Source organism: Fictibacillus sp. NRS-1165 (assembly GCF_050468105.1).
In the GTDB taxonomy this organism is placed as follows: domain Bacteria; phylum Bacillota; class Bacilli; order Bacillales; family Fictibacillaceae; genus Fictibacillus_C; species Fictibacillus_C terrinigri.
This window is the reverse complement of record NZ_JBDPNU010000004.1, coordinates 148431-172204: the sequence shown is the minus strand read 5'-3', so window position 1 is coordinate 172204 and position 23774 is coordinate 148431. Positions and strand designations below refer to the sequence as shown.

Below are 23774 nucleotides of genomic sequence, written 5' to 3'. Positions count from 1 at the left end.
GTTTGTCGACGTTCTGAAAGGACCTGATATTCAGGTCCTTTTTTCTTTTACGCGGCAGTTGGTTAACTATCGCACCAATCTGGCAGATTTCCGATAATCAAGGTTTTCGTTTATACGTCCATACACGGTTATGATTTGAATTTTCCGGAAAAGGGTCCCCCGTACTAAGCCTGACCTCTTTCGGATCGTTAACCATGCTTCCGGTTTCCCCGATTTCTACGTAGATGCCGTTGTTAGGAGCTTTTTGCCCATGTTTAAATTGATGATTCTGACCCAATGCTTCCACACTCCTTTTTACATTTTCATTGTTTACTATTCCCAAAAAAGACAAAAAAACCAACCAATCCTGGCTGGTTCGGAAATTATAAATATGGAACAGGCGCGACGTTAGCCAAGTTGGATACCGGAATAATGAACCGTTCAATTTCATAGCTTCTCACTGGCTGCGAGAACCCGTAATAGGGATAGTCGTATTCGGTCGCGCTGTTCTCTCTTTCACTGTGCTGCCCCTCATCGATAATAGGGGAAGCAAAATAAATATTCTGTCCATCCATGAATTCGATAAATCCATCATATCCACTGCCATCGAGCATGGTTACCGATACAAGACGCTGAATGTGTTTCCGGCACAGCTTCTGTATCTTTTTGATCATTTGAGGATTCGGCGGGAAGCCTTGCTGCTGATAGCCCTGTTGTGGCTGCTGAAAGCCCTGTTGTGGCTGCTGGTAGCCTTGCTGCTGAGCGTAATAAGGATTCTGGTTATTAAACATGGGGCACCTCCTTACTAACACATGTTATTCACCCAGCCCCAATGTGTTCATCTCCCTTACAATACGGAAGCAAGCAGTGCTTTTTGAACATGAAGCCTGTTTTCTGCTTCGTCAAAGACAACGGAATGGGTTCCATCGATAATCTCGCCTGTCACTTCTTCTCCGCGGTGTGCAGGCAGACAATGCATGAAAATATAATCTGATTTAGCGACTGATAAGGTTTTGCTGTTGACTTGATATTCTTTGAAGGCCTCGAGACGCTCGTTCGCTTCGTCTTCCCAGCCCATGCTCGCCCATACATCGGTATACACGATATCCGCATTTTGTATGCCTTTTTCTAAGTCTGTGGTCACAAGTATCTTCGCACCTGAGGCTTTCGCAATTTCCTGAGCTTTGCTTACAATCTCCGCTTTTGGCTCATAGTTCTCAGGAGTCACTATTGTACAGTCCAGTCCTACTTTTGCCGAACCGATCATCAAGGAGTGGGCCATGTTGTTCCCGTCCCCAATATACGCTAATTTTTTTCCTGAAAACGATGATTTATATTCAAGAATGGTCATAAGATCAGCAAGCACCTGGCATGGGTGATAATCATCAGTCAATCCGTTGATTACAGGAATATCCGCATGAAGAGCAAGTTCTTCTACAATCTCATGGTTAAAGGTTCTGATCATGATCGCATCAAGATATCGCGAAAGTACTTTAGCGGTGTCAGCGATCGATTCTCCTCTCCCCATTTGAATGTCACGTGAACTCAGATGAAGAGCATGCCCGCCCAATTGAAGCATGCCGACCTCAAATGAAACTCTTGTTCTGGTCGATGATTTTTCAAAGATCATTCCCAGTGTTTTTCCTGCAAGCAGCTGTTTTGGCTGGTTTTCTTTCTTCAGCTGAAGGGCGTACTTAAGGATTTGGTTGATTTCATCCGCCTTCCAGTCTGCAAGCGTTAACAGGTCCTTCCCTTTCAGTGACGTTTCTGCAATCGATGCCATCGGATTCATAATTTAACTCCCTTTCTATCTTGACGATTTTCTTTGATATGGACAGGGTTGTCGCTATAAGAAAGCAATCCATGCTGATAAAATGCGCACGTTTCCCATTGTGTAAAGATATAATTGCCTCCCAGACTTGCCTCCATTAACCTGCTCTTTGAAATCTTATCCCTGCCGGTTGAAAAGTAGATTCCGGTCTGACTCCATTGATTCCACTCAGAAAAAGGCAGCTTTGATGGAAAATAAATGCTGACGCCTTTCTCTTTCCAAAGTTCGAGAAGTTGTGTTTCTTCTATAGTAAGACGCTCTTCCTTTACGTCTGCAAACAGGCTGGCTGGCAAAGAACCATCCCCTGTCCGGGCAGCGGGGTTGCAGCCGGCAAAAACCTTTTGAACGGCCTCTCCTACAGTGCTGCCGATTCCAAGCACTTCACCAGTGGAACGCATGATTGGAGCAGTTTTTGGCGAAAGGCCCGGGAGCTTAATATTTGAGAACACCGGTGTCTTTACGGCAAAAAATTGGCTTTCGTTCAGCCCTGCTTGTATGCCAAGCTCTGCCAGCGTCTTGCCGAGCATAACTTGAACCGCCGACTGAATGATGTTCACACCGGTGATTTTATTAAAAATAGGTGCGGTCCTTGATGCGCGCGGGTTGATCTCCAGGACATAGACGTCGTTTCCATCGATGACGAACTGGATATTGAAGATCCCTTTGAACGGCATTGAGCGGGCAATCGTATGAGTGCAAGAGACGATAAGATCGATCGTTTTCTTTTGCAGACTAACTGGAGGTGTAACAGCTGTGCTGTCTCCAGAATGGATGCCTGCCGGCTCAATATGTTCAAATACTCCAGGAATAAATACTTCGTCTCCATCAGTTAAGACATCAACTTCTGCTTCTTTTCCTGAAATGTAACGATCGACTAAAACAGGAAACTCGATATTCTGCGTGTTCAAATAGTTCTTCAGTTCCTGCTCGCCATGAACAATCAACATTCCTTCTCCACCGATTACATAGGAAGGACGCAGCAGTACAGGATATCCGATCTTTTGCGCGAACGTCAACACCTCTTGATGATCATATGCGGTTTCACCTGGCACATGAGGGATGCTGCATTTTTTCAAAAAGTGATAAAACCTCTCCCTGTTCTCCATCTCATCGATCAGGTCGGCTTTTGAACCAAGGACTTGGATGCCCGCATCCTCCAGCTGATTTGCTACGTTAATGGCTGTCTGTCCGCCAAACTGCAATATTGCTTTTTCTGCTCCTTCAAAATCAAGTACGTTCATAATGTCCTCGAAAGAGAGAGGTTCAAAATAAAGCGTATCCGCCACTTCAAAATCAGTGCTTACGGTCTCCGGATTATTATTGATCAGTATGGTCTCATAGCCTTCCTTCTGCAGTGCCAGCACCCCATGAACACAGCAATAGTCGAACTCTACCCCTTGGCCGATCCGTATCGGTCCCGATCCGATGATGGCAATCTTTTCTTTGTTTCCCGGGAGTTTGTCGTTTTTCCCTTTCCAGCTTGAGTAGTAATAGGCCGTATCTGCAGTGAACTCTGCCGCGCATGTGTCCACCATTTTATAAGATGGCACAATTCCTGATTGAATCCTTTTTTGTCTTACTTCATTTTCAGTCATGCCCCAGGCCGCAGCGATCGTCAGGTCAGAGAACCCCGCAGCCTTCCATACAGAAAGCTCGGTTAATTCTACGGATTCCATTGAACTGTTCTTGATCTGCTGGTCAAGGTCCGCTAATTTTTTAAATGATGCAAGAAAAAAGGAATTAATCTTCGTGGCTTCATGGATCTCTTTAACTGAAACACCCCGGATGAGCAGTTCCATGATCGCAAAGAAGCGGCGGTCATCGGCTTCGATTAAGAGCTGCTTCAGTTCATCGCTGTGCCAATCCTTCAGTTCCTTCAAAAAAATACTTTCTGTATCCAGTTCCAGCGAACGTACAGCCTTTTGCAGGGCTGATTCAAGATTTCTTTCGATGGCCATCACTTCTCCGGTAGCCTTCATTTGCGTACCGAGTTTTCTTTCAGCTTCCGGGAATTTATCAAACGGCCAGCGCGGCATTTTTACGGTAATATAATCCAAAGCCGGTTCAAAGCTTGCAAACGTTGAACCGGTCACCGGGTTCTTAAGCTCATGAAGCAGATAGCCAATGCTTAACTTGGCGGCTATTTTTGCGATAGGATATCCTGTTGCTTTTGAAGCCAGTGCAGAAGAACGGCTCAGCCGCGGATTCACCTCTATCAGATAATAGGTTTTGCTTTCCGGATCGAGTGCAAATTGAATATTGCATCCGCCGATGATCCCGAGGGACCTGATGATTTTTATCGCTGACGAACGAAGCATGTGGTACTCATGGTCTGTCATCGTCTGGCTAGGTGCTACAACCATTGAATCACCGGTATGTATGCCTACCGGATCGATGTTTTCCATGTTGCAAATCGTAATGCACGTATCATTGCTGTCGCGTACCACTTCATATTCGATCTCTTTAAATCCGGCAATGCTTTTCTCGATCAGACACTGCCCGATCGGACTTGCTGAAAGACCTTTTTTGACGATCACACTCAGCTCATGCTCTGAATTTGCGGTCCCCCCGCCATACCCACCGAGCGTATAAGCTGGTCGGATTATGACTGGAAATCCTATTTTTTCTGAAAACGCAGCAGCCTCTTCAACGGTTGTTACAATCTCACTGTCGGGTACAGGTTCATTCAGCTCGTGCATCAGTGTACGGAATTGTTCACGGTCTTCTGCTTTTTTAATGGACTCCAAATTTGTTCCGAGCAGCTTTACTTCATGTTCTTCTAGGATTCCTTGTTCCTGCAGCCCCATGGCTAAATTCAACCCGGTCTGCCCCCCGACTGAAGCCAGCAGCCCATCAGGTTTCTCCTTTTTAATGATGCTTGCCAAGGACCGGACAGTCAGAGGTTCAAAATAAACCTTATCGGCATATGTTTCATCTGTCATGATGGTTGCCGGATTATTATTCACCAGAATGACGTGGATCCCTTCCTCCTTCAGTGCTGCGCAGGCTTGTGTTCCTGCATAATCGAATTCAGCTGCCTGCCCGATGACGATTGGTCCTGAACCGATCACAAGGACACTATGAATCTCTTGATGCTTAGGCATAAATCTTTTCGCTCCTCTTTTCTTGAATCAAGTCAATAAAATGGTTGAACAAATAGGCATGATCCTCCGGGCCGGGATTGGCTTCCGGATGAAATTGAGTCGTTATGACGGGATAAGTTTCATGAAACATCCCTTCCACACTGCCGTCGTTGATATTTTTATAGAGCACTTGAAAGCCGGTCTGAAGTAAACTGCTCTCTTCAACGACATAGCCGTGATTCTGTGAGCTCATCGCCACTTTATTCGATTTCACATTAATAACAGGATGATTGGCTCCCCGATGGCCAAATTTTAATTTTTTTGTGTTTCCCCCAAATGCCAATGCCAAAAGCTGATGCCCGAGACAAATGCCAAATGAAGGGTAGAGTTCGGCCAGCCTTTTGTACAACGGCATATAGGGTGCGAGTTCTTTCGGGTTTCCGGGTCCGTTTGAAAATAGAAGGCCATCCGGTTTTAATTTATGGAGAATTTCTTCTTTCGTATCAAAAGGAACGATGGTCACTTTGCATCCGAGCGAAACTAAAGCATCCAGGATAGACTTCTTATAACCGAAATCAAGCAGCACGATATGGGTCTTTCCTTTTCCATGAACCTCCGGTGTTTTCACTGCCACTTCTTTGACAAGCCTTCCCTGCATTCCTTTTCCTTCTTTAACCTGAATGTTCTGTACACTGCTGGTTAATACTCCTTTCATATCCCCCTCGGAACGGATCAATTTAATCAGAGAACGTGTATCCGCTCCGCTCAAATGAGGTATGCTATGCTTCTTAAGCAGTGCCGAAAAGGACTCCTCCCTTTGGAAATGGTGGCCTTCCTCATCTGTTGAGCAAGTGACCACTCCTGCCGGCTGCGGAAGGATAGATTCAAAGTCTTCTTTATTAATCCCATAATTCCCGATCAGTGGATAAGCAAATACGACGATCTGCCCGTGATAGGAAGGATCGCTAAGCACCTCCTGGTATCCTGTCATCCCGGTAAAAAAAACAACTTCACCGCTCGTGTGCTGCGGCTTTCCATGCCAGTCTCCTTCAAAGCTTTCACCATTCGAAAGCTGCAGGTATCCTTTCATCCTTCTACTCCTTTGTATATTAATTTATAATTACGGATTTTTATACATTTCATTGTAAAAAAAATACTTATACTAGAATACTTTGTTTTTTTACAGCTCTGCTGATTTTTTTTACACCCTCTGCTACTTCTTCCTTACTCATGTTTAACGGCGGAAGAAGACGGAGAACATATTCTCCTGCCGGCAGTGCCAGCAGTCCATCATTCTGGAGTTCCTGAATGAGCGGAGCGATCTTATAACGGCACTCAATCCCAGCCATTAACCCCAACCCTCTAATTTCTAAAATATCCTCGTAGGGATGAAGCTCCTTCTTCAACTCTTCCCTTAACAATTGACCTTTTTCAATGACCTCATCCAAGAATGAGGGTGTGAACACCTCTTTAAGAACGGCCTTTGCTGCAGCCATAGCCAGAGGATTGCCTCCGAAGGTTGTTCCATGGCTTCCTGGTCCAAACGCTTCGCTCACCTCTTCTGTTCCAATGACCGCACCTACTGGAAAACCATTGCCCAGCCCTTTGGCGGCTGTAACGATATCCGGTTCTAATCCATAATGCTGAAAGGCGAATGGTTTACCGGTTCGGCCGATTCCTGTCTGCACTTCATCAATGATCAAGAGTATGCTGTTTTTCTTGCAAAGCTGCTGAACCTTTTGTAAAAAAGCTTCACTTCCGGGAATGACCCCGCCTTCTCCTTGAACCACCTCAAGCATAACCGCGGCGGTCTGTGGATCAGCATGTTTGGACAATGCGTTACTATCATTAAATGGTATATTTTGGAAATCTTCGAGCATTGGGCCGAATCCTTTTTTTATTTTTTCCTGCCCTGTTGCCGCCATCGCTCCATACGTTCTTCCGTGGAAGGACTGTTCAAACGTTATGATCTTTGATTTACCCGTAAACTTTCTTGCCAGTTTAATCGCTGCTTCATTCGCTTCCGCTCCGCTATTGCAGAAAAACACCTTCTTAAGGTGAGTCGGTCCCACCAAAAGACTTGCTGTTTCCTCTTGCAGAGCAGATTGAAACAGGTTGGAGGTATGCCAGACTTTATTCAATTGTTTTTCTACCGCAGCTGTTACCGCCGGGTGAACATGGCCCAGATTGCAAACACCGATTCCACTCGTAAAATCAAGGTAAGACTTACCTGCGTCATCGACTACTTTGCTTCCGCTGCCACTATCAATCTGCAGGCTCCATCGGCTGTAGTTTGGAAATAATGTACTCAAGATAGTACCTCCTCTTTAACAATCAACGTACCCTTCATCTCTTTTCCGACAATCTGGATTTCTTTAATTTTTGATTTAAGGCAGTTTATCGCGGCCTGTACCTTCGGGATCATGCCACCTGTAATAATACCTCCGTCAATCAGTTCATTGATCGAATCAATCGTTGCTTTTTGTACGGTCTTTCCTTCTGCCATGATTCCATCGACATCGGTGACAAATATCAACGACTCAGCTTCCATCGCTGATGCCACTTCAAAAGCTACAGTATCTGCATTTAAGTTTAAAATCTCTCCGGAAAGATTCCGGGAAACCGAGGCAATCACAGGAACGAATCCGGCTTTGATCAGTTGAGTTAACGTTCCTCTGTTGACCTTAAGAATTTTGCCTACATGGCCCCATTCTTCCTTTTTAAGATAATCACATTCCAGCAGCGCCCCATCATTTCCGTTTATGCCAATCGCTTTAAGCCCCAGCTGATTAAGCTGATACACAAACCAGGGATTCAACTGGCCGGCAAGTACCATTTCCGCTGTTTCGGCCGCACGTACGGAAGTCCGCCTCACTCCATTAATGAATTCAGTAGGAATGGAGAGAACATTCATGTACTTCGTAATAGCGGGACCGCCGCCATGAACGAGTATGATGTGTTTACCATCTTTCTGCATATCTCTTAATCTTTCAAAAAATGAAGGTTCAAGCGCTTGTAAAACACTTCCGCCGCACTTAATAATTACCGTTTGTTCCATCCGGTCTCCTCCTCAAGTCGTATAGCTGGAATTGATTTGTACATAGTCATAGGTCAGATCGCATCCCCATGCTTTTCCTTTACCGTTTCCTTTATGAAGATTAACCGTTATTGAAATTTCGCTTCCCGTCAGATAATCAGAGATTTCGTCATGGTTAAAGTCCTCGATTTTGCTTTGTCTTAAAACCGGAAAATTCCCGATGGAAAGATCAATGGAATCCGGACATATTTCAACACCTGCATATCCAAGAACAGCGACTATCCTGCCCCAGTTTGGATCACACCCAAAGATGGCCGATTTGACAAGAGGTGAGCCAACGATTGATTTTGCTGCAGCTCTGGCCTCGTCGCCGGTTGCTGCGCCCTCCACTGTCACCTCGATCAGCTTTGTGGCTCCTTCTCCATCCCTGGCAATGGACTTCGCAAGTTCGGTACAGGTTAATGTCAGTGCCTGAAGAAACGTTCCCCAGTCAGGATGTTCAGGACTCAGCTCTTCATGCCCTGCCAATCCGTTTGCAAGAATGAGTACCATGTCATTGGTCGACGTCTCCCCATCCACGGTGATGCAGTTAAAACTTTGATCCGTCACTTTTTTCAAGGCAAGATGCAGGTTTTCGGATGATATATTAGCATCCGTTGTTAAAAATGACAGCATGGTCGCCATGTTTGGGTGAATCATTCCTGATCCTTTCGCTGTACCTGCCAGAATAACTTCTGATTCACCGATATTAAAAGAATAACAGGCATTTTTTGTCTTCGTATCCGTCGTTAAAATGGATTGGCTGAACTCCATCGCACGGTCGACTTGGGCTGCGGGGGTTAATTGCTGGATACCCTGTAATATTTTTTCGATCGGCATTGTCTCACCGATAATTCCCGTCGATGCCACACCGACATGATGGTCCAGCAGCCCAAACCGTTCACTTACTTCGCGGCACATGGCATACGCATGCATCCTGCCTTGTTCTCCTGTAAATGCATTGGCATTCCCAGAATTAACAATTACCGCTTGCAGCAATCCTTCTGTTTCAATGCTTTCTTTCGTGACCTCCAGTGGAGCTGCTTTTATTTTGCTTGTTGTATACACCGCAGCGGCTGAAGCGGGTTTCTCACTCAAAATTATGCCTAGATCTTTTTTCTTAAATTTAATGCCGCAGTTTATACCTGCAGCGGTAAAACCTTTGGGCAACGTAATGTTTGATCCTGTTATTTTTTTTAGTTGAGATGAAATGATAGAAGCCACATCGGCTCTCCTTTCTTTATGGAAAAACCGGACTTGCCGGCAAACCGGCAGTCTCTGGAAATCCATTCATCAGATTAAAGTTATGTACAGCCTGGCCGGCTGCACCCTTCATGAGATTATCAATCACCGAAACAGCCGTTATGCGCTGTGTACGAGGGTCAAAGGACCAGCCTATGTCACAATAGTTGCTCCCCATCACGTGTTTTGTTGAAGGAAGACCTTGAGCAGGAGAAAGCCTGATAAATTCATGCTGTTCCGCATACTCTGTATACGTCTCTTCAATCTCCATCGCACTGACGCCGTCCTTTACTTTCGCATACATCGTACTCATGATTCCCCTTGTCATCGGTACCAAGTGTGTACTGAATGTAATCGGCTTGTTCGTTTCTGAATACTGGTGGAGCATCTGTTCGATCTCAGGAATATGCTGATGCTTATTCACTTTATAGATTTGAAGATTATCATTAGCAAAAGGAAAATGTGATGAAACGGAAGGAACTGCTCCTGCTCCTGATACCCCAGATTTGGCATCAATTATAATCGTGCTGACATCAAGTAATCTCTTGTTAACGAGCGGCAATAGACCGAGCAAAGCGGCCGTCGGGTAGCATCCAGGGTTGGCGATCATCTGAGCGTGAGTAATTTGATCGGTATTCCATTCTGATAGTCCGTAAACGGCTCGATCCACCCATTTTGCATCTGGCGGCTCTTTTTGGTACCACTGTTTATACGTCTCGCTTTCTTTTAAGCGGTAGTCACCAGCAAGGTCGATCACCTTCATCCCCTGCTCAAGAATGGGCGGAAGCAAACTTGCAGATACTCCCGTAGGTGCTGAAGAAAACAAAAAGTCAACTTGCTTTGGAATATTGTACTTATCAATGTCTTCCAGCTTTCCTTCCTCAATCCCGTTCAGATGAGGATAGATTCTATCAATCGAGTCTCCCTTTTTACTTGACGAGTACAACGTAAGCTTCTTTATACGGGGATGATTTTTCAGCAAGCGCACTAATTCAAGCCCTCCGAAGCCTGTTGCTCCTACTATTCCGACATTCAATACTTCCACCTCGTTATCCTTAATGTATGTTTCATTATATGTATGTATAAAGATAAATTCAACTGTATATTTATAAATTTTTAATTTTTTCTGAGTTGAATGGACAATTTGATAGGTTTAATATAAAGAAAAGGAGTGGATAGCATGAAGGAATTCGTAGGAGAATGCAGTAAATGCAAAAAGCCCGTCTATTGTTTAGAGGGCTTCTTAAATGGCATTCATGTGAATCAATCCGTATTATTATGTTTTACTTGTGCAAAAGAGCAGATTACCCCCCGCTTACCGGAGGAATAAAAGCGACCGTATCACCAGATGTCACTTCTGTATCATCATCAGCGAATTCTTCGTTGACCGCTGAGAGGCAGCCTTGAAACATCTGGGGAAAATCATACTTCTTTTGCAATGCGTTTTTTATTTCAGAAATGAGGAGCCGTTCTTCATCCAATTCAAGTTCGTTCGTGCCTGCTCGCTCCTGCATTCCCGCAAACAACAACACTTTAATCATTCTTATCTTCCTCGCTTTCGGGATGGCCTTTTGAATAGGACATTTTTTCCAGCTGATCTCCCACCCACATCTCTCCATTATCCCAATGCTCTTTTTTCCAGATTGGGACAATTTCTTTTATGCGTTCGATCGCGTAGCGGCAGGCATCAAATGATTCTGCGCGGTGAGGTGTAGAAACCGCAATGACAACCGCAACCTCCGAAATATCAAGGCTGCCGATCCGGTGGGTAATCGCTGTATTTGATCCTGGCCATCGGGCAGATATCTCATCACCTATTTTCTCAAGCTGTTTTTCCGCCATGGGAACATAGGCTTCATACTTCAGGTAGGTTGTTCTTTTACCCAAAGTCATTTCTCTCACCGTACCAATAAACGTATTAATGGCACCTGCGTCGGCTCTGATGACTTTATCGATAATGTCCTGTACCAAAATCGGTTCAGTGACGATTTCAAATGATTTCATGTATTCATCCCCTTTAACAAATCCACCAGAAATTCGATGTACCGATCCTTTTCTCCAATCCTGAAAAAAGGAAGATCGGCTGATATAAGCTCTTTCGAAACAGGCGGCCAGGCAATGACCGCAAGGACCTTCTCGCTGTCTTCAATCAGCTTTACGTCTTCATCATCTTTCAGAATGACGATGCGGGGCAGCTGATGTTCTTTAAATCCCTCAATGAGAAGAAGATCAAGATTTAAGGGGTCGTAAAAAGCCAGTAGCTGGGTGAAGGTTACCTTCATATTCAGGCAAAGCTGAAATGCATTTCCTCCTTCTATTCCAGAAACAACAGCTCCTGCATTTCGGTGGGCCGAAGTATCCGTTTCTTCATCTCGGAATTCTACCCGGCCGCCATGTCCATGATGCTTAAGCGTTCCGGTCCTGGTTCCACCCTTTGCTGCCGCCTCCAACAGATTGGTAATCAACGTGGTCTTACCGCTGTTTTTGTACCCTATGACTTGGACTTTACTGCCAGATCCCATGGCCATACACTGCCTTCCCCATCTAATAGGAGTGTGGTCACTTCTGAACCTTTTTCCCAGCCTCTGGTACCGCCGGGCAGAACGATGAGTGCATTGGCGTCTGCTAATGAGGTTACCGAACCCGACTTATCCAAACCAACTGGAACCGCAGCTGGTACGGAGCCTTCCCACTCCACCCGGCTCCGAACAAACCTTGTAAATGGATTGGGCTTTAGAAAATCTTCCTGCAGTTCTGTTTTTAAAACGCCGAGATGAACCTTATCAGCATTCAGCGCTTTTAAAAGAAACGGCCGCACGAACAGCTCACAGCCAACAAAGCAGGCTGATGGGTTTCCGGAGAGGCCAAATAAAAGCTTCCCTTCATACACAGCTGCGGAAGTCACGCTCCCAGGCCTCATCGCAATCTTATTAAAAAGCAATTCAGCTTCCATTTTTTTATAAATCGCCGGCAGATGATCAAAATCTCCTACTGAAACCCCCCCAGTAGTAATCAACATATCACATTGTTGTAAGGCGGCGATGATACCATTATACGTTTGCTCCAGATCATCCGGCATCTTCCCGAGCAAACGGGGTTCACCGCCGGCTTTTTTTATCTGGGAAGCAATCATGTACGCGTTGCTGTTTCTGATCTTTCCGGGAACAAGCTCCTCCCCCACATCAAGCAGTTCGGTACCAGTCGCCAAGATACCGACCACCGGCTTCTTCATGACCTGCACTCTTTCATAGCCGAAAGTAGCCAGAAGAGCTACAGCACCCGGATGAATTTTTGACCCTTTTTTCAGAATGAGAGTACCCTGTTTCGTGTCTTCTCCTTGTTGTGAAATATTATGACCGGGGGAAAAAACTCTTCCTATTTCAATTTTCCCGCTGCCGATCTCCTTTACAAGTTCAAGCATGATGACCGCATCCGCACCTTTGGGGATTGCAGCCCCCGTCATTAACCTGACGGCCTCACCCTCTTGAACCGTTTTTTCAGAAACATGTCCAGCTCCAATGGAATCGATAACTTTTAACAGGACAGGTGCCTGCTTCGATGCACACTGTGTATCCTCAGCTCGAACGGCAAAACCGTCATAAGGAGAACGGTCAAAGGGAGGCACATCATGCGTGGCTATAATGTCCTCGGCTAAATAACGGTTGTCACATTCTTCTAGAGGAACCGTTTCTGTCGGCAATGTAATGGTTTGTTCAAGGATTCTGCTTGCCGCTTCCCAGACAGGAATGATCTCTCGTTTTTCAATTGGCACGATGCTCACCTCTTTCATTTATTTTTCCATCATTTATAAATATTTAGCAAACCATTTTACAGTTTCAAGGTAGGCTGTTCTCGATACTTTATGGCCTGAAGTTTCATCTGCGATATATTGAATCTTCTCAGGATTTTTATAAACAGCCTTTGCTTTTCGATAAAAATCATAGCTTTGGCTGAACGGCACCACTTCATCAATTTTGCTGTGCCATAATAAAAGAGGGCGGTTATCAAGCTTCTCCATGCAGGATGTTAAATCAAAAGGCTTGATGATGGAGATCACCTTTGCCAGCGCTTCCTCTGAAAAAGGAAAAGATACTTCCTGCTGTTTTATTTTTTCGATCTGCCAATAGGCGAAATTTTCATAACTCGGCGTTCCCATAAGTGTTACAGCAGCCTTAACATAAGGATATTGAGACAATGAACCGAAGGTAATTATCGCTCCCATTGAAGTGCCCGAAAGCCCTACCCGCTGCTTGTCAATCAAGCCTTCCCGGTCAAGAGACTGAACCAGTGTATGTACGTCCGTTATTCCTTGAACAACAATATCCCAGAAGGAATACATCCTTTTATCTCCGGAAACGTCCGTTATTCGTTCACCATGATGGAGCATATCGGGAAGAACGACTCGATAGCCTTTTTCTGCGAGGGCATAGGCAAAATGAAGGTTGTGCTCCTTCGCACTTGTAAACCCATGGATGAATATCATTAGTGGAAGCTTCTCATTCTCTTTCCCTGCTTCAAAGGCATGCAGCACCGGAATATTTTCGATTGTTCGTGTTTCTATGGTTACCATATCCTTCTCCTTTGCTTACCGTTTTCTCTATCATAACAAGTTAATTGAAATTTGCCGATAAAAAAACCCGTTTGCACGGGTCTTTGCCTTACTGTTTCTTTTCGTTGTAGTAATCAACGGGATACATGCTTCCTTCCGAAACCATTTCATTGTCTCTAATATCGAACGGATCGGGATGACCCGCTTTATTGACTGGAAGTTTTCCTTGTTTATCCTCTTTTGTAAGAAATGGAAGGACTTTATCTTTCATCTCATTAACCATCATTTTAGCCATGACCCGGTTTGAACCTTTTCGTAAGAGGTAGGATGTTACCCCAGCAGCGGACAATGCAAATCCGGATAGCAGCAAATATTTTTTCTTCATGGAAACTCCTCCTTCTTATCATGGATATGTAGTAGGATTACCCTCGACCACGAAAGGTAAAACTTCCTTATATTGGACAGTGATTAAGGAAAGCATTACACTAAACTTGAGAACCGTAGAAAAGGCAGGAATCTGAATGAAGAAACCATATTTAATCGCGCTAGATCTTGACGGCACCTTATTGAATGATAAAAAAACGATTTCCAACCGAACCAAAAAAGCCGTTCTTCAAGCTAAAGAGGAAGGCCACATTGTCTGCATTTCAACCGGACGTCCATACCGGGCGAGCACGATGTATTATGACGAGCTTGGGTTAAAGACACCGATCGTAAACTTTAACGGCGCGTTTGTCCATCACCCTCACGATAAAAAATTTGGTGTATATCATAGCCCTTTGGAACTTTCCACCGCTAAAAAAGTCATTCAAACTGCTGAAGATTTTCTAGTTAAAAATATTATGGCTGAAGTATTGGATGATGTGTATTTGCATAAAGATGATGAAGTCATCGTTAATACTTTTATGATGGGTGAAAATCCTGCTCAGACTGGAGATCTTCAATACATGCTCCAAAAGGATCCTACCTCCATCCTGATTCACCCCCAGGACCATCATGTGGCTGAATTACGGGATCAGCTGAAACAGGAACACGCGGAAGTGATTGACCAGCGAGTTTGGGCTGCTCCATGGAGCATCATTGAAATCATCCGTGCTGGTTTAAACAAGGCCGTCGGATTAAAAAAAATCGCTGAATACTACAATATTCCTCAAGAAAGGGTCATTGCGTTCGGAGATGAAGACAATGACCTTGAAATGATTGAGTACGCAGGGCATGGCATCGCAATGGGCAACGCGATATCTGAACTGAAAAACATCGCAAACTGCGTTACAGCAACGAACGAAGAAGAGGGCATCGCTCTTTATCTAGAAAATGTATTGTCATTAAAATACAGTTGATTCCAAAAACCCGGCAAAAGGAGAACCTTCTGCCGGGCTTTTTTATAAATTTTGGAAGAGTGGCCTTTCTACATAAAACTCGTGCTTGTGTAAAAACTAAAGTAAACCCCGTTAGGAGGCGAACATACATGAGCAAGCACAGCAAATCAAAAAGAGCCGTACAGCATGGCGCCGATGAAGCAAGGAATAATGACGTTCAGCAGCAGCTGAATGAAGATATTCAAGAAACGAAACAAGAGGTTCAAAAAGAAATTACGCTGGGAGGAAATTAAGGCTATGGGTAACAATATTTTTCAAAGAGCAAAAGAAGCGGTTTCCAATCTTGTTGGAAAAAATGAAGAAGGGCAGCACACTCAGCAGCAGCGCCAGGATGAACAAATCAGCCAGCAAAAAAATGATTTCAGCAACGACGACATTTCTGTAGCGGAAAACATTATCTCATCTGCCATGGCGGACTCATCTGACGCAGAGCGCCAGCAGCTTGCTGAGCTTCAACAAGAGCTTGACCAGACAAAAAACAGCACCAAAGATCAACTGTAAAAGGCCGAGAGTTTTCTCTCAGCCTTTTTTTGTACTTTTTTACTGCTGTAACATGGGCTTTGTAGAACATGCTTTTGTAAGCTTTTCCATTTTTCGGATGACGAGGTCCGCCAACAGCTTATACCCCTTTTTATTAAAATGCAGGCCATCTTCGTTCAGCATCTGGCAATAATCCTTGCCGATCATCTCTGCCCACAAATCAACAAAATGAGTATTGTACTTTTTTGCCAGTTCTCTTACCGCTTTCGCATAGTGTTTTAAGCCCTCATTTGACCTCGCGTGCTGAAACCGCTCATTGACGGGAGATGGAGAAACAAGGATCACCTTTGATGGGCCCAGCTTTTCTATCATATATTCGAGATTATTCTTATATTCTTCGACTTCGATCAAGCGGTGGCTGCTCGCATCATTCGCACCAAAAAGGATGGTCACCAGATCAGGGTTATGCCGTAGCACATCTTCCTGGAAACGGGTTAATGCGACCCTTGTCGTTTCAGCAGGAACCCCGGCATTTATAACATTCCATTTCTGCAGGGATAAACGAACGCGCGACGTCAGTCTAAGTGAACCATCATCGCTTTTTTCCCTGGATGTAATACTGTCACCGAAGCAGACCAATGTTTTCATGAACTCCCCCCTAGCCACTTTTGTCGTTCCACTAACATAATTATTCGATCGTAAATTTGATTTGCTCACAGTCGCAACGTGAATATTTTGTTATAATGTAGCTACAATACCTATTTGCATGGAGGATTTCAATGTTTGTCTATGAAGTACCGGCTGACGCCACCGACGATTTAAAGAAAAAAATAGCCGATTTGGTCTCTCAGCAGCGAACGCGGTCAGAAGATGATGGCAGTTATCAAAAAGTGTTAAGCGGCATTTCTTTGGCCATTCAGAAAGATTCGAACTCGGGTGTCATTATTGCTGAGGAAGCAGGAGAAGTTCATGGAATAGCTTTTTACAACCTTGGAATCAGCTTGCCGCTCGGCGGGCCCTACCTTTGGCTGAATGAACTTTTTGTCAGGGAAAACTCGCGAAACAAAGGGATCGCCAGAAAAATTTTGCTTCATTTGATCCATTGGGCAGAACGCGAAGGCATTAAGTCCATCGAACTTGAAACCGGGATCAACAATTCAGTCACAAAACATTTGTATAATTCCCTTGATTTTCATGATATCGTTTCACAGAGGTATCAATTTAATTTCTAATTACAGGAGATGATAAGTATGGCTGTAGATTTCGGAATACAACCAACTCCCAACCCGAACTCTTTGAAGTTTTCAGCGAGCCAGCCCTTTTTGGAAGGCAGACTATCCGCTCGGGCAGGAGAGGCAACTGATTCAGATCTGGCAAATTCGCTTCTTGCCATTGAAGGTGTCGAATCGATTTTCGGTTTTCAGGATTTCATTACCGTAAATAAATTCCCTGAAAGTGATTGGGACGAACTTGTGCCACATATTCAAAAAGTATTAGAAACGCTCTAATCAAAAAACGTACCTGCAATGATTCAGCAGGTACGTTTTTTCATTAATCATCTTTACGGAACAAGCCGAATACCCCAGTAGTGTTTACAATATTGGTAAAGGCACTCGGGTCGACCTCTTTAATGATGTGTTCCAGATCATATAGTTCATAGCGGGTGACTACAATGACCAGCATCTCTTTGTTTTCATTTGAGAAAGCTCCTTTTGCGGGTACGATCGTGATCCCGCGGACTAGCCTGGAATGGATGGCCTCTTTCAATTCGTTTCCTTTTTTCGTAACTATCATTGCTGTCAGCTTTTCATGGCGGGTATGGATGGCATCGATGACACGTGTACTCACATATAACGCTACAAGTGTATAAAGTGCTTTTTCCCATCCGAAAAGCAATCCGGCCGCCAGGATGATACTCCCGTTTAAGATCAAGAAATAGGTTCCAATCGGGCGATTATGCTTGCGGGATAAAATCATAGCTACAATATCGAGACCCCCTGTTGAGGCACCATATTTCAGCGTAAAGCCCACTCCGATCGCCGCAATAACCCCGCCGAACACCGCATTTAGCAGGATATCCTTTGAGATCTCAACAATAGGGATAATTTCGAGGAAAAATGTCATCATAAAAACGCAAAAAAAGCTGTAGATCGTAAAGGATTTTCCTACTTTCAGCCAGCCTAAAACAGCAACCGGGACATTTAGTGCGAACAACAGCATCCCTGTTGAAATTGGGATTGGTGAATGGACGAGCAGATTCGATACGAGCTGCGCTACACCAGTAAACCCGCTCGCATAGACCTTGGCTGGTATTAAGAATAAATTTAGGGCAACGGCATTCAATGCTGCACCAAAAATAATCACAACAATTTTCTTGATTTCCTGCAAGGGTGTGTAATTCATTATTCAATTTCCTTTCGATTCATAGCTTCCCAACTATACATTTTTATCAGAATTAACTTCGGGAGTCAATAGGTGCAAAGTTCTTAAACTCAAACATTCTATTGCCTTTGCCATTGCTCAAGTATACACTTAGAGTATCTTACATAAATGAAGGTGATTGATATGGGAGTCCAGATCATAACAGACAGCGGCTGCGATTTGCCGCAGCACATCATAGACGAGCTTGAGATTAATATGCTTCCTTTAGTGGTAACCATTCATGACCGTGAAGAATATGACCGGAAAACCATACAGCCTCTCCAGCTGTATAACCAGATGCGCGAAGGAGCGGCTCCGAAAACATCCCAGGTTCCTCCTCTTCTTGTTAGGGAAGCCTTTCAAAAATGCGCAAAGTCTGGTACCCCTTGCCTATACATCACTCTTTCCTCAGGTTTAAGCGGGACGTTTCAGACAGCTGAGCTGATCCGCCAGGAGGTGCTTGAGGAATTTCCTCATGCCAGCATTGCTGTTGTAGACAGCAAATGTGCTTCACTGGGCTTTGGACTTGTCGTCTATCAAGCAGCGAAGCTTGCGAAAGAAGGAAAGAGTCTAGAACAAGTGATCAAAGCTGCGGAATATTACCTCAGCCATTCTGAGCATATTTTTACTGTAGATGACCTGGAATATTTACTGCGGGGCGGACGGGTAAGCCGAACAGCAGCTGTCATGGGAAGCCTGCTGAAAATCAAGCCGGTTCTTCATATGAAGGAAGGCAAACTCTATCCTATCGAAAAGATTCGGGGAAAAAAGAAAGTGTTTGGCCGGATGATTGAGTTGATGAAGGAACGCGGCACTTCCTTTGAAAATCAGATTATCGGGATCAGCCATGCGGATGATCAAGAAGCCGCTAATACACTTAAAGAAATGATCAGGGCAGAAACAGGATGTGAGCAGATTATGATTTCGATGATCGGGTGTGCCATAGGCTCACATGCAGGTCCGGGAACGATTGCCATGTTCTTTTTAACAAAGCCGTATTCCGATGCATAACTTTCATCCCGCACGCCCATGTTAAATCATGAGGAGGCGAGATGCATGACTCATAAGTACACGAAAGATGATAATAAAAAGAAACACGATCACCAAGCGGATCGACAGCTTAAGAACCAGGCAGAACACGAGAACAAAATGGCTGGTAAACATTCTTATTCAAAAGAGGCCGATCATCTTTAAGAACATAAAAAAGCATCCTATGCGGATGCTTTTTTATTATAACTGTACAGTTTCCGGTTCTGTAAGTTCCGCTGCAGGACCAAAGAATTCAAAATGAATATGGCTGTTGGAGACTCCTAATTCCCCAAGGTACTTGTATATAGCCTTCATAAAAGGCACCGGCCCGCAAAAATAATAATCAGCTTTAATATCCAGATTGAGCTCCTTAAGCCACTCCAGGTCAATATACCCCTCTTTATGGAATAAAGCTTGTTCTTTGTCTGCATCAGATGGCTTTTCATACACCACATAACTGTGAATATGATCCAATTCAGCCGCTTTTTTCACATGTTCTCTAAACGCGTGATGTGAGCTGTCGATGGCCGCATGAATAAACGTTATTTCCCTTTCATGGGGAGCTTGATACAGCGTATTTAGCATACTGATCATCGGGGTTAAACCAACCCCTCCGCTCAGCAGCACAACCGGGTTCTCTCTTTTTGTATCAAGATAAAACTCCCCTGCTGGAACACTGACTGGGAGAATGTCCCCTTGTTTGATATGATCATGGAGATATGTCGAAACTTTCCCTGGATGTGCTCCCTCCCCCTCTTTCTTAACACTGATCCGGTAATATGGTTTGCCAGATGCATCTGATAAGCTGTATTGGCGGATGTGGCTGTACTCTTCCCCGCTGATGTTAAACTTGATACTGATGTATTGTCCCGGTTTAAAATCAGCGATTGGTTTTTGATCTGCTGGCACCAGGTAATAAGACGTAATGACAGAGCTCTCTGCCTCGACACGATCCACGATAAAGTCCCGAAATCCTTCCCAGCCTCCTTGCTGCTGTTCCGATTCAGCATACATTTCACTCTCTATCCCGATAAATGCATCAGCAATCACACCATATGCTTTACCCCATGCCTCTATAATCTCTGGGGTGGCTGCATCCCCAAGCACCTCCTTGATCGCGATAAGAAGATGCTCCCCTACGATCGGATAATGCTCAGGCTGAACACCTAAGCTTCTGTGCTTCTGGGCAATCTGCTTCACTGCCGGTATGATCGCTTCAAGCTGGTCAATATTGGCTGCTGCAGCATAGACGGCGTTGGCCAGTGCTGTCTGCTGACGGCCCTTCTTTTGATTCGCATGATTAAAAATATTTAAAAGTTCAGGGTGTTTGGTGAACAAATTTTTATAAAAACAGGTAGTAATCTCCTTTCCGTGAGTTTTAAGAACGGGTACGGTTGATTTAATCACTTTAATTGTCTCTTGGTCCAGCATGACAAAGTCCCCTTTGCTTTAGTATCGATTACACGCTAATTATAAAAAAGCGGAACGCTCCTCATTGTGATTACAATCACTTTTCTCATGTCTTATTTGTGAAAAATAAAAAGACGCTCCTGCCAAAACAGGCATTCATTCTGCAAAAAAAAAAACACCTTATAAAGATGTTCTTTCAACGGCCTCAGGAATATTTATCGTAAAAGTGGTATAGGAAGCATTTGAATCCACAAGGATTTGGCCGTTATGCTTTTCAACAATTTGTTTGCATACGGATAATCCCAAGCCTGTCCCGAGTTCTTTCGTTGTGATGAAGGGTTCGAATATATTTTCAAGGAGATGGGCCGGAATTTGTGAACCATTGTTCGATATTTTTAATTTAACCATGCCAGAAGACCTGTATGCTTTAACTTTAATGACCCGTTCTTCCGGAAGATCACAAAGTTCTTCTACCGCATTGTTCAATATATTCAAGATCACTTGCTTCAGCTGATTTTTATCCCCTTCAACCTTCAGATCTGAAGAGATTTCTACCATTAAGTTGATTTTCGCTTCCAAAAAACGAGGATACATAAAGTCGATCATTTCATGCATGCAGGCAGTAAGATCAAAGACGGCAATGAGGTCATCGAGCCCTTTCATTTTTGAAAGCAATAGAAATTGGCTGATTTTGTCCTGCAAATTTTCCATTTCATCATTGATGATAGAGATATAATGATCAGTTTTATCATTAGGAACGAGCTCAGTTTCCAATAGATAGATGAATCCCTTGATCGCAGTTAATGGATTTCTAAATTCATGGGCAAAGCTTGCCGCGATCTGCCCAAGTATCGTAAGCCTGTCACTATGCATCTCCTGAATAAACTGGTTTTTGTTCTCGATGATCACATCATTCAGCGACGAAAATTCTTTAATCGCATAGTAGAGAAGATGGTCAAAAAACTGATTGATCATGAGGATGATCCACTTCTGTTCTTCAGGGCGAAAAAGCGGATTGAGTGCTTTTTCGTTTACGATTTGCCTTCCAATGTTAATGTTGTATACAAATTCGCTGATATCTGTCTTCGCTTCAATCCGTTCAGGTGCAATTTTTTTTGTAAGGCTTTTAACAAGAGCAATATCCGGATTTTCGATATATTGATACAACAAATCAAGTGTGAAGCTCCCGTTTTTTGCGACCTCTTTATAAAAGGGGTCTTCCTTCTTTATTAAGGCGTGGTCCAGCCATTCTTTCACGATCCCCGTATGCTGTGATCGAAGATGATCAATCACCTGATTCATCTGTTTGCTGGACAACGTTTCAACATCAACCATGAAACCACTGCCTCTCTCTTTGTCATGTTTCTTTCATTATGCAACACTTTGAAATGATGAACAATATTTGTCTACCCTTTTTTTATAAAGGTTTGAGCAATTAAATGTTGTGGAAGAATAAAATCGTATTCAACCCAATGACAAAGGAGTGGATGAAAATCATGAGCGACCAGCAAGGAAGAAAAATTGATCCGCCCGCACAGCACCAGGATCGCCAGCCGGGAACTGAAACAGAAATGAGTCCGGCCCCTCAATCACAGACGAAAGCCTACAAAGGGAGCGGAAAGCTGAAAGGAAAAGCTGCCCTGGTGACTGGGGGCGACAGCGGAATCGGAAAAGCAGCCGCTATCGCCTTTGCAAAAGAAGGGGCAGATGTGGCAATCATCTATCTCGACGAACAAAAAGACGCGGAAGAAACAAAGTCTTTGATCGAACAAGAAGGGGTACGCTGCCTGCTATACTCCGGTGATATCGGAGACGAAAACTTCTGTAAAGATGCAGTGGAGAAAACAGTGGCTGAGTTTGGAAGGCTTGACATTCTCGTAAACAATGCTGGTGAACAGCATCCGCAGAACAGCATCGAAGATATTACGGCTGAACAGCTGGAAAGAACGTTCCGCACGAACATCTTTTCCATGTTTCATCTGACAAAAGCGGCGTTAAAACATTTTAAAGCCGGAAGCTCGATCATTAATACAGCTTCCATTACTGCTTATAAAGGCCATCCCAAGCTGATCGACTACTCCTCGACAAAAGGAGCGATCGTATCGTTTACACGGGCATTGTCCAATTCAATTGTTGAAAAAGGAATCCGGGTGAATGCTATAGCCCCAGGTCCAATATGGACGCCGTTGATCCCGTCAACCTTTACGGCAGACGAAGTGGATGTTTTCGGAAAGGACTCACCTATGAAACGCCCGGGGCAGCCGGACGAATTGGCACCTGCCTATGTGTATTTGGCAAGTGATGACTCTTCTTATGTTTCAGGGCAAACCATTCACATTAACGGTGGGACAGTGGTAAACGGATAGTTTTGAAAAGCCGATCTGCATCGGCTTTTTTTATTTGGATAAAAGAGCAGGCAATTGTCACACACTAAGAAAAGAACGCTAGGAAAGGGTGTATGACATTGCATACCATGTGGAAGGGCAGCATTAGCTTTGGACTCGTAAATATTCCAATTAAACTGTTTGCTGCAACCGAAGACAAAGATATTAAAATGAGATATCTTCATAAAAAATGCCATAATCCGATAAAATATGAAAAATCCTGTCCAGTTTGTGACGAGCATGTGGAACAGGAAGACATCGTTAAAGGGTATGAATACGAGCCCGGAAAATTTGTGCTCGTAGAAAAAGAAGACCTCGACAAAATCGCCGGATTGAAAAATAAAGCGATTGAAATCATTGATTTCGTTTCTTTGGAAGAGATCGATCCGATTTACTTTAACCGTTCCTATTTCATCGGACCGGGAGAAAACGGAGGAAAGCCATTCACTTTATTGAAAGAGGCCATGAAAGAAAGCGGAAAGATCGGACTAGCCAAAATTACCATCCGCTCTAAAGAGAGCTTAGCTGCCGTAAGAGTTTATGATAGAGGGCTTGTTATGGAAACGATCTATTATCCCGATGAAGTCCGGAATGTTGATCACGTTCCTGGACTGGATGAAGATATACAAGTGAATGACAAAGAACTTGAAATGGCTAAACAATTAATCGAACAACTTTCTACTGCGTTCGAACCTGAAAAATATAAAGATGAATACAGGGAAGCGCTTCTGAACATCATACAAAGCAAGATTTCTGGCGAGGAGATTAAAGTATCTGAAGAACGTCCACGGACCAATGTGGTCGACTTGATGGAAGCATTACAGGCGAGTATCGACCAGTCGAAGACAGGAGAAACAAAACCTAAAACAACGGCCAAAAAGGCCAAACCAAAGAAAAAGAAAGCCTAACAG

At 44.0% G+C, this 23774-nt stretch carries 28 protein-coding genes; 9 read left to right on the top strand and 19 right to left on the bottom strand.

Annotated elements, in window-relative coordinates; all coding sequences use genetic code 11:
* Nucleotides 1–97 precede the first annotated feature (97 nt).
* The 15 genes from ABHN01_RS02090 to ABHN01_RS02020 all read right to left on the bottom strand — a co-directional run bounded on the left by ABHN01_RS02090 (nucleotide 98) and on the right by ABHN01_RS02020 (nucleotide 14145).
* Nucleotides 98–277 carry a YjzC family protein gene (locus tag ABHN01_RS02090; RefSeq protein ID WP_290399815.1) on the bottom strand — a complete coding sequence of 60 codons (180 nt, stop codon included), beginning with the start codon at nucleotides 275–277 and terminating at the stop codon, nucleotides 98–100.
* An 85-nt stretch (nucleotides 278–362) separates the two neighbouring features.
* Nucleotides 363–770: a hypothetical protein gene (locus ABHN01_RS02085; protein ID WP_290399816.1), complete on the bottom strand. Its 408-nt coding sequence runs from the start codon at nucleotides 768–770 to the stop codon at nucleotides 363–365.
* A gap of 56 nt (nucleotides 771–826) precedes the next feature.
* Nucleotides 827–1762, bottom strand: a complete 936-nt coding sequence (gene argF / locus ABHN01_RS02080) for an ornithine carbamoyltransferase (RefSeq protein ID WP_429874193.1) — start codon at nucleotides 1760–1762, stop codon at nucleotides 827–829.
* Nucleotides 1763–1767: 5 nt separating this feature from the next.
* Complete coding sequence (locus tag ABHN01_RS02075; protein ID WP_429874183.1) at nucleotides 1768–4914, bottom strand: carbamoyl phosphate synthase large subunit; 3147 nt, start codon at nucleotides 4912–4914, stop codon at nucleotides 1768–1770.
* The gene (locus ABHN01_RS02070) at nucleotides 4907–5983 is read right to left on the bottom strand and encodes a carbamoyl phosphate synthase small subunit (RefSeq protein WP_429874182.1); all 1077 of its coding nucleotides are present in this window, start codon (nucleotides 5981–5983) and stop codon (nucleotides 4907–4909) included. Before ABHN01_RS02070 ends, ABHN01_RS02075 begins: the two co-directional genes overlap by 8 nt.
* A gap of 67 nt (nucleotides 5984–6050) precedes the next feature.
* Complete coding sequence (locus tag ABHN01_RS02065; protein ID WP_429874181.1) at nucleotides 6051–7205, bottom strand: acetylornithine transaminase; 1155 nt, start codon at nucleotides 7203–7205, stop codon at nucleotides 6051–6053.
* Entirely contained in the window at nucleotides 7202–7951 is a 750-nt protein-coding gene (gene argB, locus ABHN01_RS02060; protein WP_429874180.1) for an acetylglutamate kinase, read from the bottom strand. Before argB ends, ABHN01_RS02065 begins: the two co-directional genes overlap by 4 nt.
* Before the next feature lie 12 nt (nucleotides 7952–7963).
* Nucleotides 7964–9193 carry a bifunctional glutamate N-acetyltransferase/amino-acid acetyltransferase ArgJ gene (gene argJ / locus ABHN01_RS02055; protein ID WP_429874179.1) on the bottom strand — a complete coding sequence of 410 codons (1230 nt, stop codon included), beginning with the start codon at nucleotides 9191–9193 and terminating at the stop codon, nucleotides 7964–7966.
* Nucleotides 9194–9209: 16 nt separating this feature from the next.
* Nucleotides 9210–10247 carry an N-acetyl-gamma-glutamyl-phosphate reductase gene (gene argC, locus ABHN01_RS02050; RefSeq protein ID WP_429874178.1) on the bottom strand — a complete coding sequence of 346 codons (1038 nt, stop codon included), beginning with the start codon at nucleotides 10245–10247 and terminating at the stop codon, nucleotides 9210–9212.
* 268 nt (nucleotides 10248–10515) lie between these two features.
* Nucleotides 10516–10752: a molybdopterin converting factor subunit 1 gene (gene moaD / locus ABHN01_RS02045; RefSeq protein WP_429874177.1), complete on the bottom strand. Its 237-nt coding sequence runs from the start codon at nucleotides 10750–10752 to the stop codon at nucleotides 10516–10518.
* Nucleotides 10745–11215 carry a molybdenum cofactor biosynthesis protein MoaE gene (locus ABHN01_RS02040; RefSeq protein ID WP_429874176.1) on the bottom strand — a complete coding sequence of 157 codons (471 nt, stop codon included), beginning with the start codon at nucleotides 11213–11215 and terminating at the stop codon, nucleotides 10745–10747. The genes moaD and ABHN01_RS02040 overlap by 8 nt, the downstream gene beginning before the upstream one ends.
* A complete protein-coding gene (gene mobB, locus ABHN01_RS02035) occupies nucleotides 11212–11739 on the bottom strand; it encodes a molybdopterin-guanine dinucleotide biosynthesis protein B (protein ID WP_429874175.1) in 528 nt (175 codons plus the stop codon). The genes ABHN01_RS02040 and mobB overlap by 4 nt, the downstream gene beginning before the upstream one ends.
* Nucleotides 11703–12983: a molybdopterin molybdotransferase MoeA gene (locus tag ABHN01_RS02030; protein WP_429874174.1), complete on the bottom strand. Its 1281-nt coding sequence runs from the start codon at nucleotides 12981–12983 to the stop codon at nucleotides 11703–11705. Before ABHN01_RS02030 ends, mobB begins: the two co-directional genes overlap by 37 nt.
* Nucleotides 12984–13016: 33 nt before the next feature.
* A complete protein-coding gene (locus ABHN01_RS02025; RefSeq protein ID WP_429874173.1) occupies nucleotides 13017–13781 on the bottom strand; it encodes an alpha/beta fold hydrolase in 765 nt (254 codons plus the stop codon).
* A gap of 88 nt (nucleotides 13782–13869) precedes the next feature.
* Entirely contained in the window at nucleotides 13870–14145 is a 276-nt protein-coding gene (locus tag ABHN01_RS02020) for a hypothetical protein (RefSeq protein ID WP_429874172.1), read from the bottom strand.
* Nucleotides 14146–14281: 136 nt separating this feature from the next.
* Here ABHN01_RS02020 and ABHN01_RS02015 point away from each other — a divergent pair, with 136 nt between their 5' ends.
* The 3 genes from ABHN01_RS02015 to ABHN01_RS02005 all read left to right on the top strand — a co-directional run bounded on the left by ABHN01_RS02015 (nucleotide 14282) and on the right by ABHN01_RS02005 (nucleotide 15640).
* On the top strand, nucleotides 14282–15100 hold the full coding sequence (locus ABHN01_RS02015; protein ID WP_429874171.1) for a Cof-type HAD-IIB family hydrolase: 819 nt from the start codon (nucleotides 14282–14284) through the stop codon (nucleotides 15098–15100).
* A gap of 128 nt (nucleotides 15101–15228) precedes the next feature.
* Nucleotides 15229–15372 (top strand): hypothetical protein, encoded by a 144-nt coding sequence (locus tag ABHN01_RS02010; protein WP_429874170.1) that lies wholly within the window; start codon nucleotides 15229–15231, stop codon nucleotides 15370–15372.
* Nucleotides 15373–15376: 4 nt separating this feature from the next.
* On the top strand, nucleotides 15377–15640 hold the full coding sequence (locus ABHN01_RS02005; protein WP_290399832.1) for a DUF3813 domain-containing protein: 264 nt from the start codon (nucleotides 15377–15379) through the stop codon (nucleotides 15638–15640).
* A gap of 39 nt (nucleotides 15641–15679) precedes the next feature.
* Here ABHN01_RS02005 and ABHN01_RS02000 read toward each other — a convergent pair whose 3' ends face one another.
* Nucleotides 15680–16267 carry an SGNH/GDSL hydrolase family protein gene (locus ABHN01_RS02000; protein ID WP_429874169.1) on the bottom strand — a complete coding sequence of 196 codons (588 nt, stop codon included), beginning with the start codon at nucleotides 16265–16267 and terminating at the stop codon, nucleotides 15680–15682.
* A 131-nt stretch (nucleotides 16268–16398) separates the two neighbouring features.
* Here ABHN01_RS02000 and ABHN01_RS01995 point away from each other — a divergent pair, with 131 nt between their 5' ends.
* Nucleotides 16399–16851: a GNAT family N-acetyltransferase gene (locus ABHN01_RS01995; RefSeq protein ID WP_429874168.1), complete on the top strand. Its 453-nt coding sequence runs from the start codon at nucleotides 16399–16401 to the stop codon at nucleotides 16849–16851.
* Between the two features lie 18 nt (nucleotides 16852–16869).
* Nucleotides 16870–17127 (top strand): NifU N-terminal domain-containing protein, encoded by a 258-nt coding sequence (locus tag ABHN01_RS01990; protein WP_429874167.1) that lies wholly within the window; start codon nucleotides 16870–16872, stop codon nucleotides 17125–17127.
* Nucleotides 17128–17170: 43 nt separating this feature from the next.
* On the opposite strand, the gene ABHN01_RS01985 is transcribed toward ABHN01_RS01990, so the two are convergent.
* Nucleotides 17171–18022: a YitT family protein gene (locus ABHN01_RS01985; RefSeq protein WP_429874166.1), complete on the bottom strand. Its 852-nt coding sequence runs from the start codon at nucleotides 18020–18022 to the stop codon at nucleotides 17171–17173.
* A 162-nt stretch (nucleotides 18023–18184) separates the two neighbouring features.
* Here ABHN01_RS01985 and ABHN01_RS01980 point away from each other — a divergent pair, with 162 nt between their 5' ends.
* Together ABHN01_RS01980 and ABHN01_RS01975 are read left to right on the top strand one after the other, a co-directional pair.
* Nucleotides 18185–19051 (top strand): DegV family protein, encoded by an 867-nt coding sequence (locus ABHN01_RS01980; protein ID WP_429874165.1) that lies wholly within the window; start codon nucleotides 18185–18187, stop codon nucleotides 19049–19051.
* Nucleotides 19052–19096: 45 nt separating this feature from the next.
* On the top strand, nucleotides 19097–19234 hold the full coding sequence (locus ABHN01_RS01975; RefSeq protein ID WP_290399838.1) for a DUF3941 domain-containing protein: 138 nt from the start codon (nucleotides 19097–19099) through the stop codon (nucleotides 19232–19234).
* Nucleotides 19235–19270: 36 nt separating this feature from the next.
* Here the strand turns inward: ABHN01_RS01975 and hmpA are convergent, their stop codons facing one another.
* Both hmpA and ABHN01_RS01965 read right to left on the bottom strand, forming a co-directional pair.
* Nucleotides 19271–20500 carry an NO-inducible flavohemoprotein gene (gene hmpA / locus ABHN01_RS01970; protein ID WP_429874164.1) on the bottom strand — a complete coding sequence of 410 codons (1230 nt, stop codon included), beginning with the start codon at nucleotides 20498–20500 and terminating at the stop codon, nucleotides 19271–19273.
* 159 nt (nucleotides 20501–20659) lie between these two features.
* The gene (locus ABHN01_RS01965; protein ID WP_429874163.1) at nucleotides 20660–21814 is read right to left on the bottom strand and encodes a histidine kinase N-terminal domain-containing protein; all 1155 of its coding nucleotides are present in this window, start codon (nucleotides 21812–21814) and stop codon (nucleotides 20660–20662) included.
* Between the two features lie 161 nt (nucleotides 21815–21975).
* Here ABHN01_RS01965 and ABHN01_RS01960 point away from each other — a divergent pair, with 161 nt between their 5' ends.
* The gene (locus tag ABHN01_RS01960; RefSeq protein WP_429874162.1) at nucleotides 21976–22845 is read left to right on the top strand and encodes an SDR family oxidoreductase; all 870 of its coding nucleotides are present in this window, start codon (nucleotides 21976–21978) and stop codon (nucleotides 22843–22845) included.
* A 98-nt stretch (nucleotides 22846–22943) separates the two neighbouring features.
* Complete coding sequence (locus tag ABHN01_RS01955) at nucleotides 22944–23771, top strand: Ku protein (RefSeq protein ID WP_429874192.1); 828 nt, start codon at nucleotides 22944–22946, stop codon at nucleotides 23769–23771.
* Nucleotides 23772–23774: the final 3 nt, after the last annotated feature.

Excerpts from the sequence above, each read along its gene's own strand:
- ABHN01_RS01960 (WP_429874162.1), top strand. The coding sequence starts at position 21,976 with ATGAGCGACCAGCAAGGAAGAAAAATTGATCCGCCCGCACAGCACCAG.
- ABHN01_RS02085 (WP_290399816.1), bottom strand. The coding sequence starts at position 770 with ATGTTTAATAACCAGAATCCTTATTACGCTCAGCAGCAAGGCTACCAG.
- ABHN01_RS02025 (WP_429874173.1), bottom strand. The coding sequence starts at position 13,781 with ATGGTAACCATAGAAACACGAACAATCGAAAATATTCCGGTGCTGCAT.
- mobB (WP_429874175.1), bottom strand. The coding sequence starts at position 11,739 with ATGGCCATGGGATCTGGCAGTAAAGTCCAAGTCATAGGGTACAAAAAC.
- moaD (WP_429874177.1), bottom strand. The coding sequence starts at position 10,752 with ATGATTAAAGTGTTGTTGTTTGCGGGAATGCAGGAGCGAGCAGGCACG.
- ABHN01_RS01990 (WP_429874167.1), top strand. The coding sequence starts at position 16,870 with ATGGCTGTAGATTTCGGAATACAACCAACTCCCAACCCGAACTCTTTG.
- ABHN01_RS02015 (WP_429874171.1), top strand. The coding sequence starts at position 14,282 with ATGAAGAAACCATATTTAATCGCGCTAGATCTTGACGGCACCTTATTG.
- ABHN01_RS02010 (WP_429874170.1), top strand. The coding sequence starts at position 15,229 with ATGAGCAAGCACAGCAAATCAAAAAGAGCCGTACAGCATGGCGCCGAT.
- argF (WP_429874193.1), bottom strand. The coding sequence starts at position 1,762 with ATGGCATCGATTGCAGAAACGTCACTGAAAGGGAAGGACCTGTTAACG.
- argB (WP_429874180.1), bottom strand. The coding sequence starts at position 7,951 with ATGGAACAAACGGTAATTATTAAGTGCGGCGGAAGTGTTTTACAAGCG.
- ABHN01_RS02070 (WP_429874182.1), bottom strand. The coding sequence starts at position 5,983 with ATGAAAGGATACCTGCAGCTTTCGAATGGTGAAAGCTTTGAAGGAGAC.
- ABHN01_RS01980 (WP_429874165.1), top strand. The coding sequence starts at position 18,185 with ATGGGAGTCCAGATCATAACAGACAGCGGCTGCGATTTGCCGCAGCAC.
- ABHN01_RS02020 (WP_429874172.1), bottom strand. The coding sequence starts at position 14,145 with ATGAAGAAAAAATATTTGCTGCTATCCGGATTTGCATTGTCCGCTGCT.
- ABHN01_RS02040 (WP_429874176.1), bottom strand. The coding sequence starts at position 11,215 with ATGAAATCATTTGAAATCGTCACTGAACCGATTTTGGTACAGGACATT.
- ABHN01_RS01975 (WP_290399838.1), top strand. The coding sequence starts at position 19,097 with ATGACTCATAAGTACACGAAAGATGATAATAAAAAGAAACACGATCAC.
- ABHN01_RS02005 (WP_290399832.1), top strand. The coding sequence starts at position 15,377 with ATGGGTAACAATATTTTTCAAAGAGCAAAAGAAGCGGTTTCCAATCTT.
- ABHN01_RS01965 (WP_429874163.1), bottom strand. The coding sequence starts at position 21,814 with ATGGTTGATGTTGAAACGTTGTCCAGCAAACAGATGAATCAGGTGATT.
- ABHN01_RS01995 (WP_429874168.1), top strand. The coding sequence starts at position 16,399 with ATGTTTGTCTATGAAGTACCGGCTGACGCCACCGACGATTTAAAGAAA.
- ABHN01_RS02000 (WP_429874169.1), bottom strand. The coding sequence starts at position 16,267 with ATGAAAACATTGGTCTGCTTCGGTGACAGTATTACATCCAGGGAAAAA.
- hmpA (WP_429874164.1), bottom strand. The coding sequence starts at position 20,500 with ATGCTGGACCAAGAGACAATTAAAGTGATTAAATCAACCGTACCCGTT.
- ABHN01_RS02075 (WP_429874183.1), bottom strand. The coding sequence starts at position 4,914 with ATGCCTAAGCATCAAGAGATTCATAGTGTCCTTGTGATCGGTTCAGGA.
- ABHN01_RS01985 (WP_429874166.1), bottom strand. The coding sequence starts at position 18,022 with ATGAATTACACACCCTTGCAGGAAATCAAGAAAATTGTTGTGATTATT.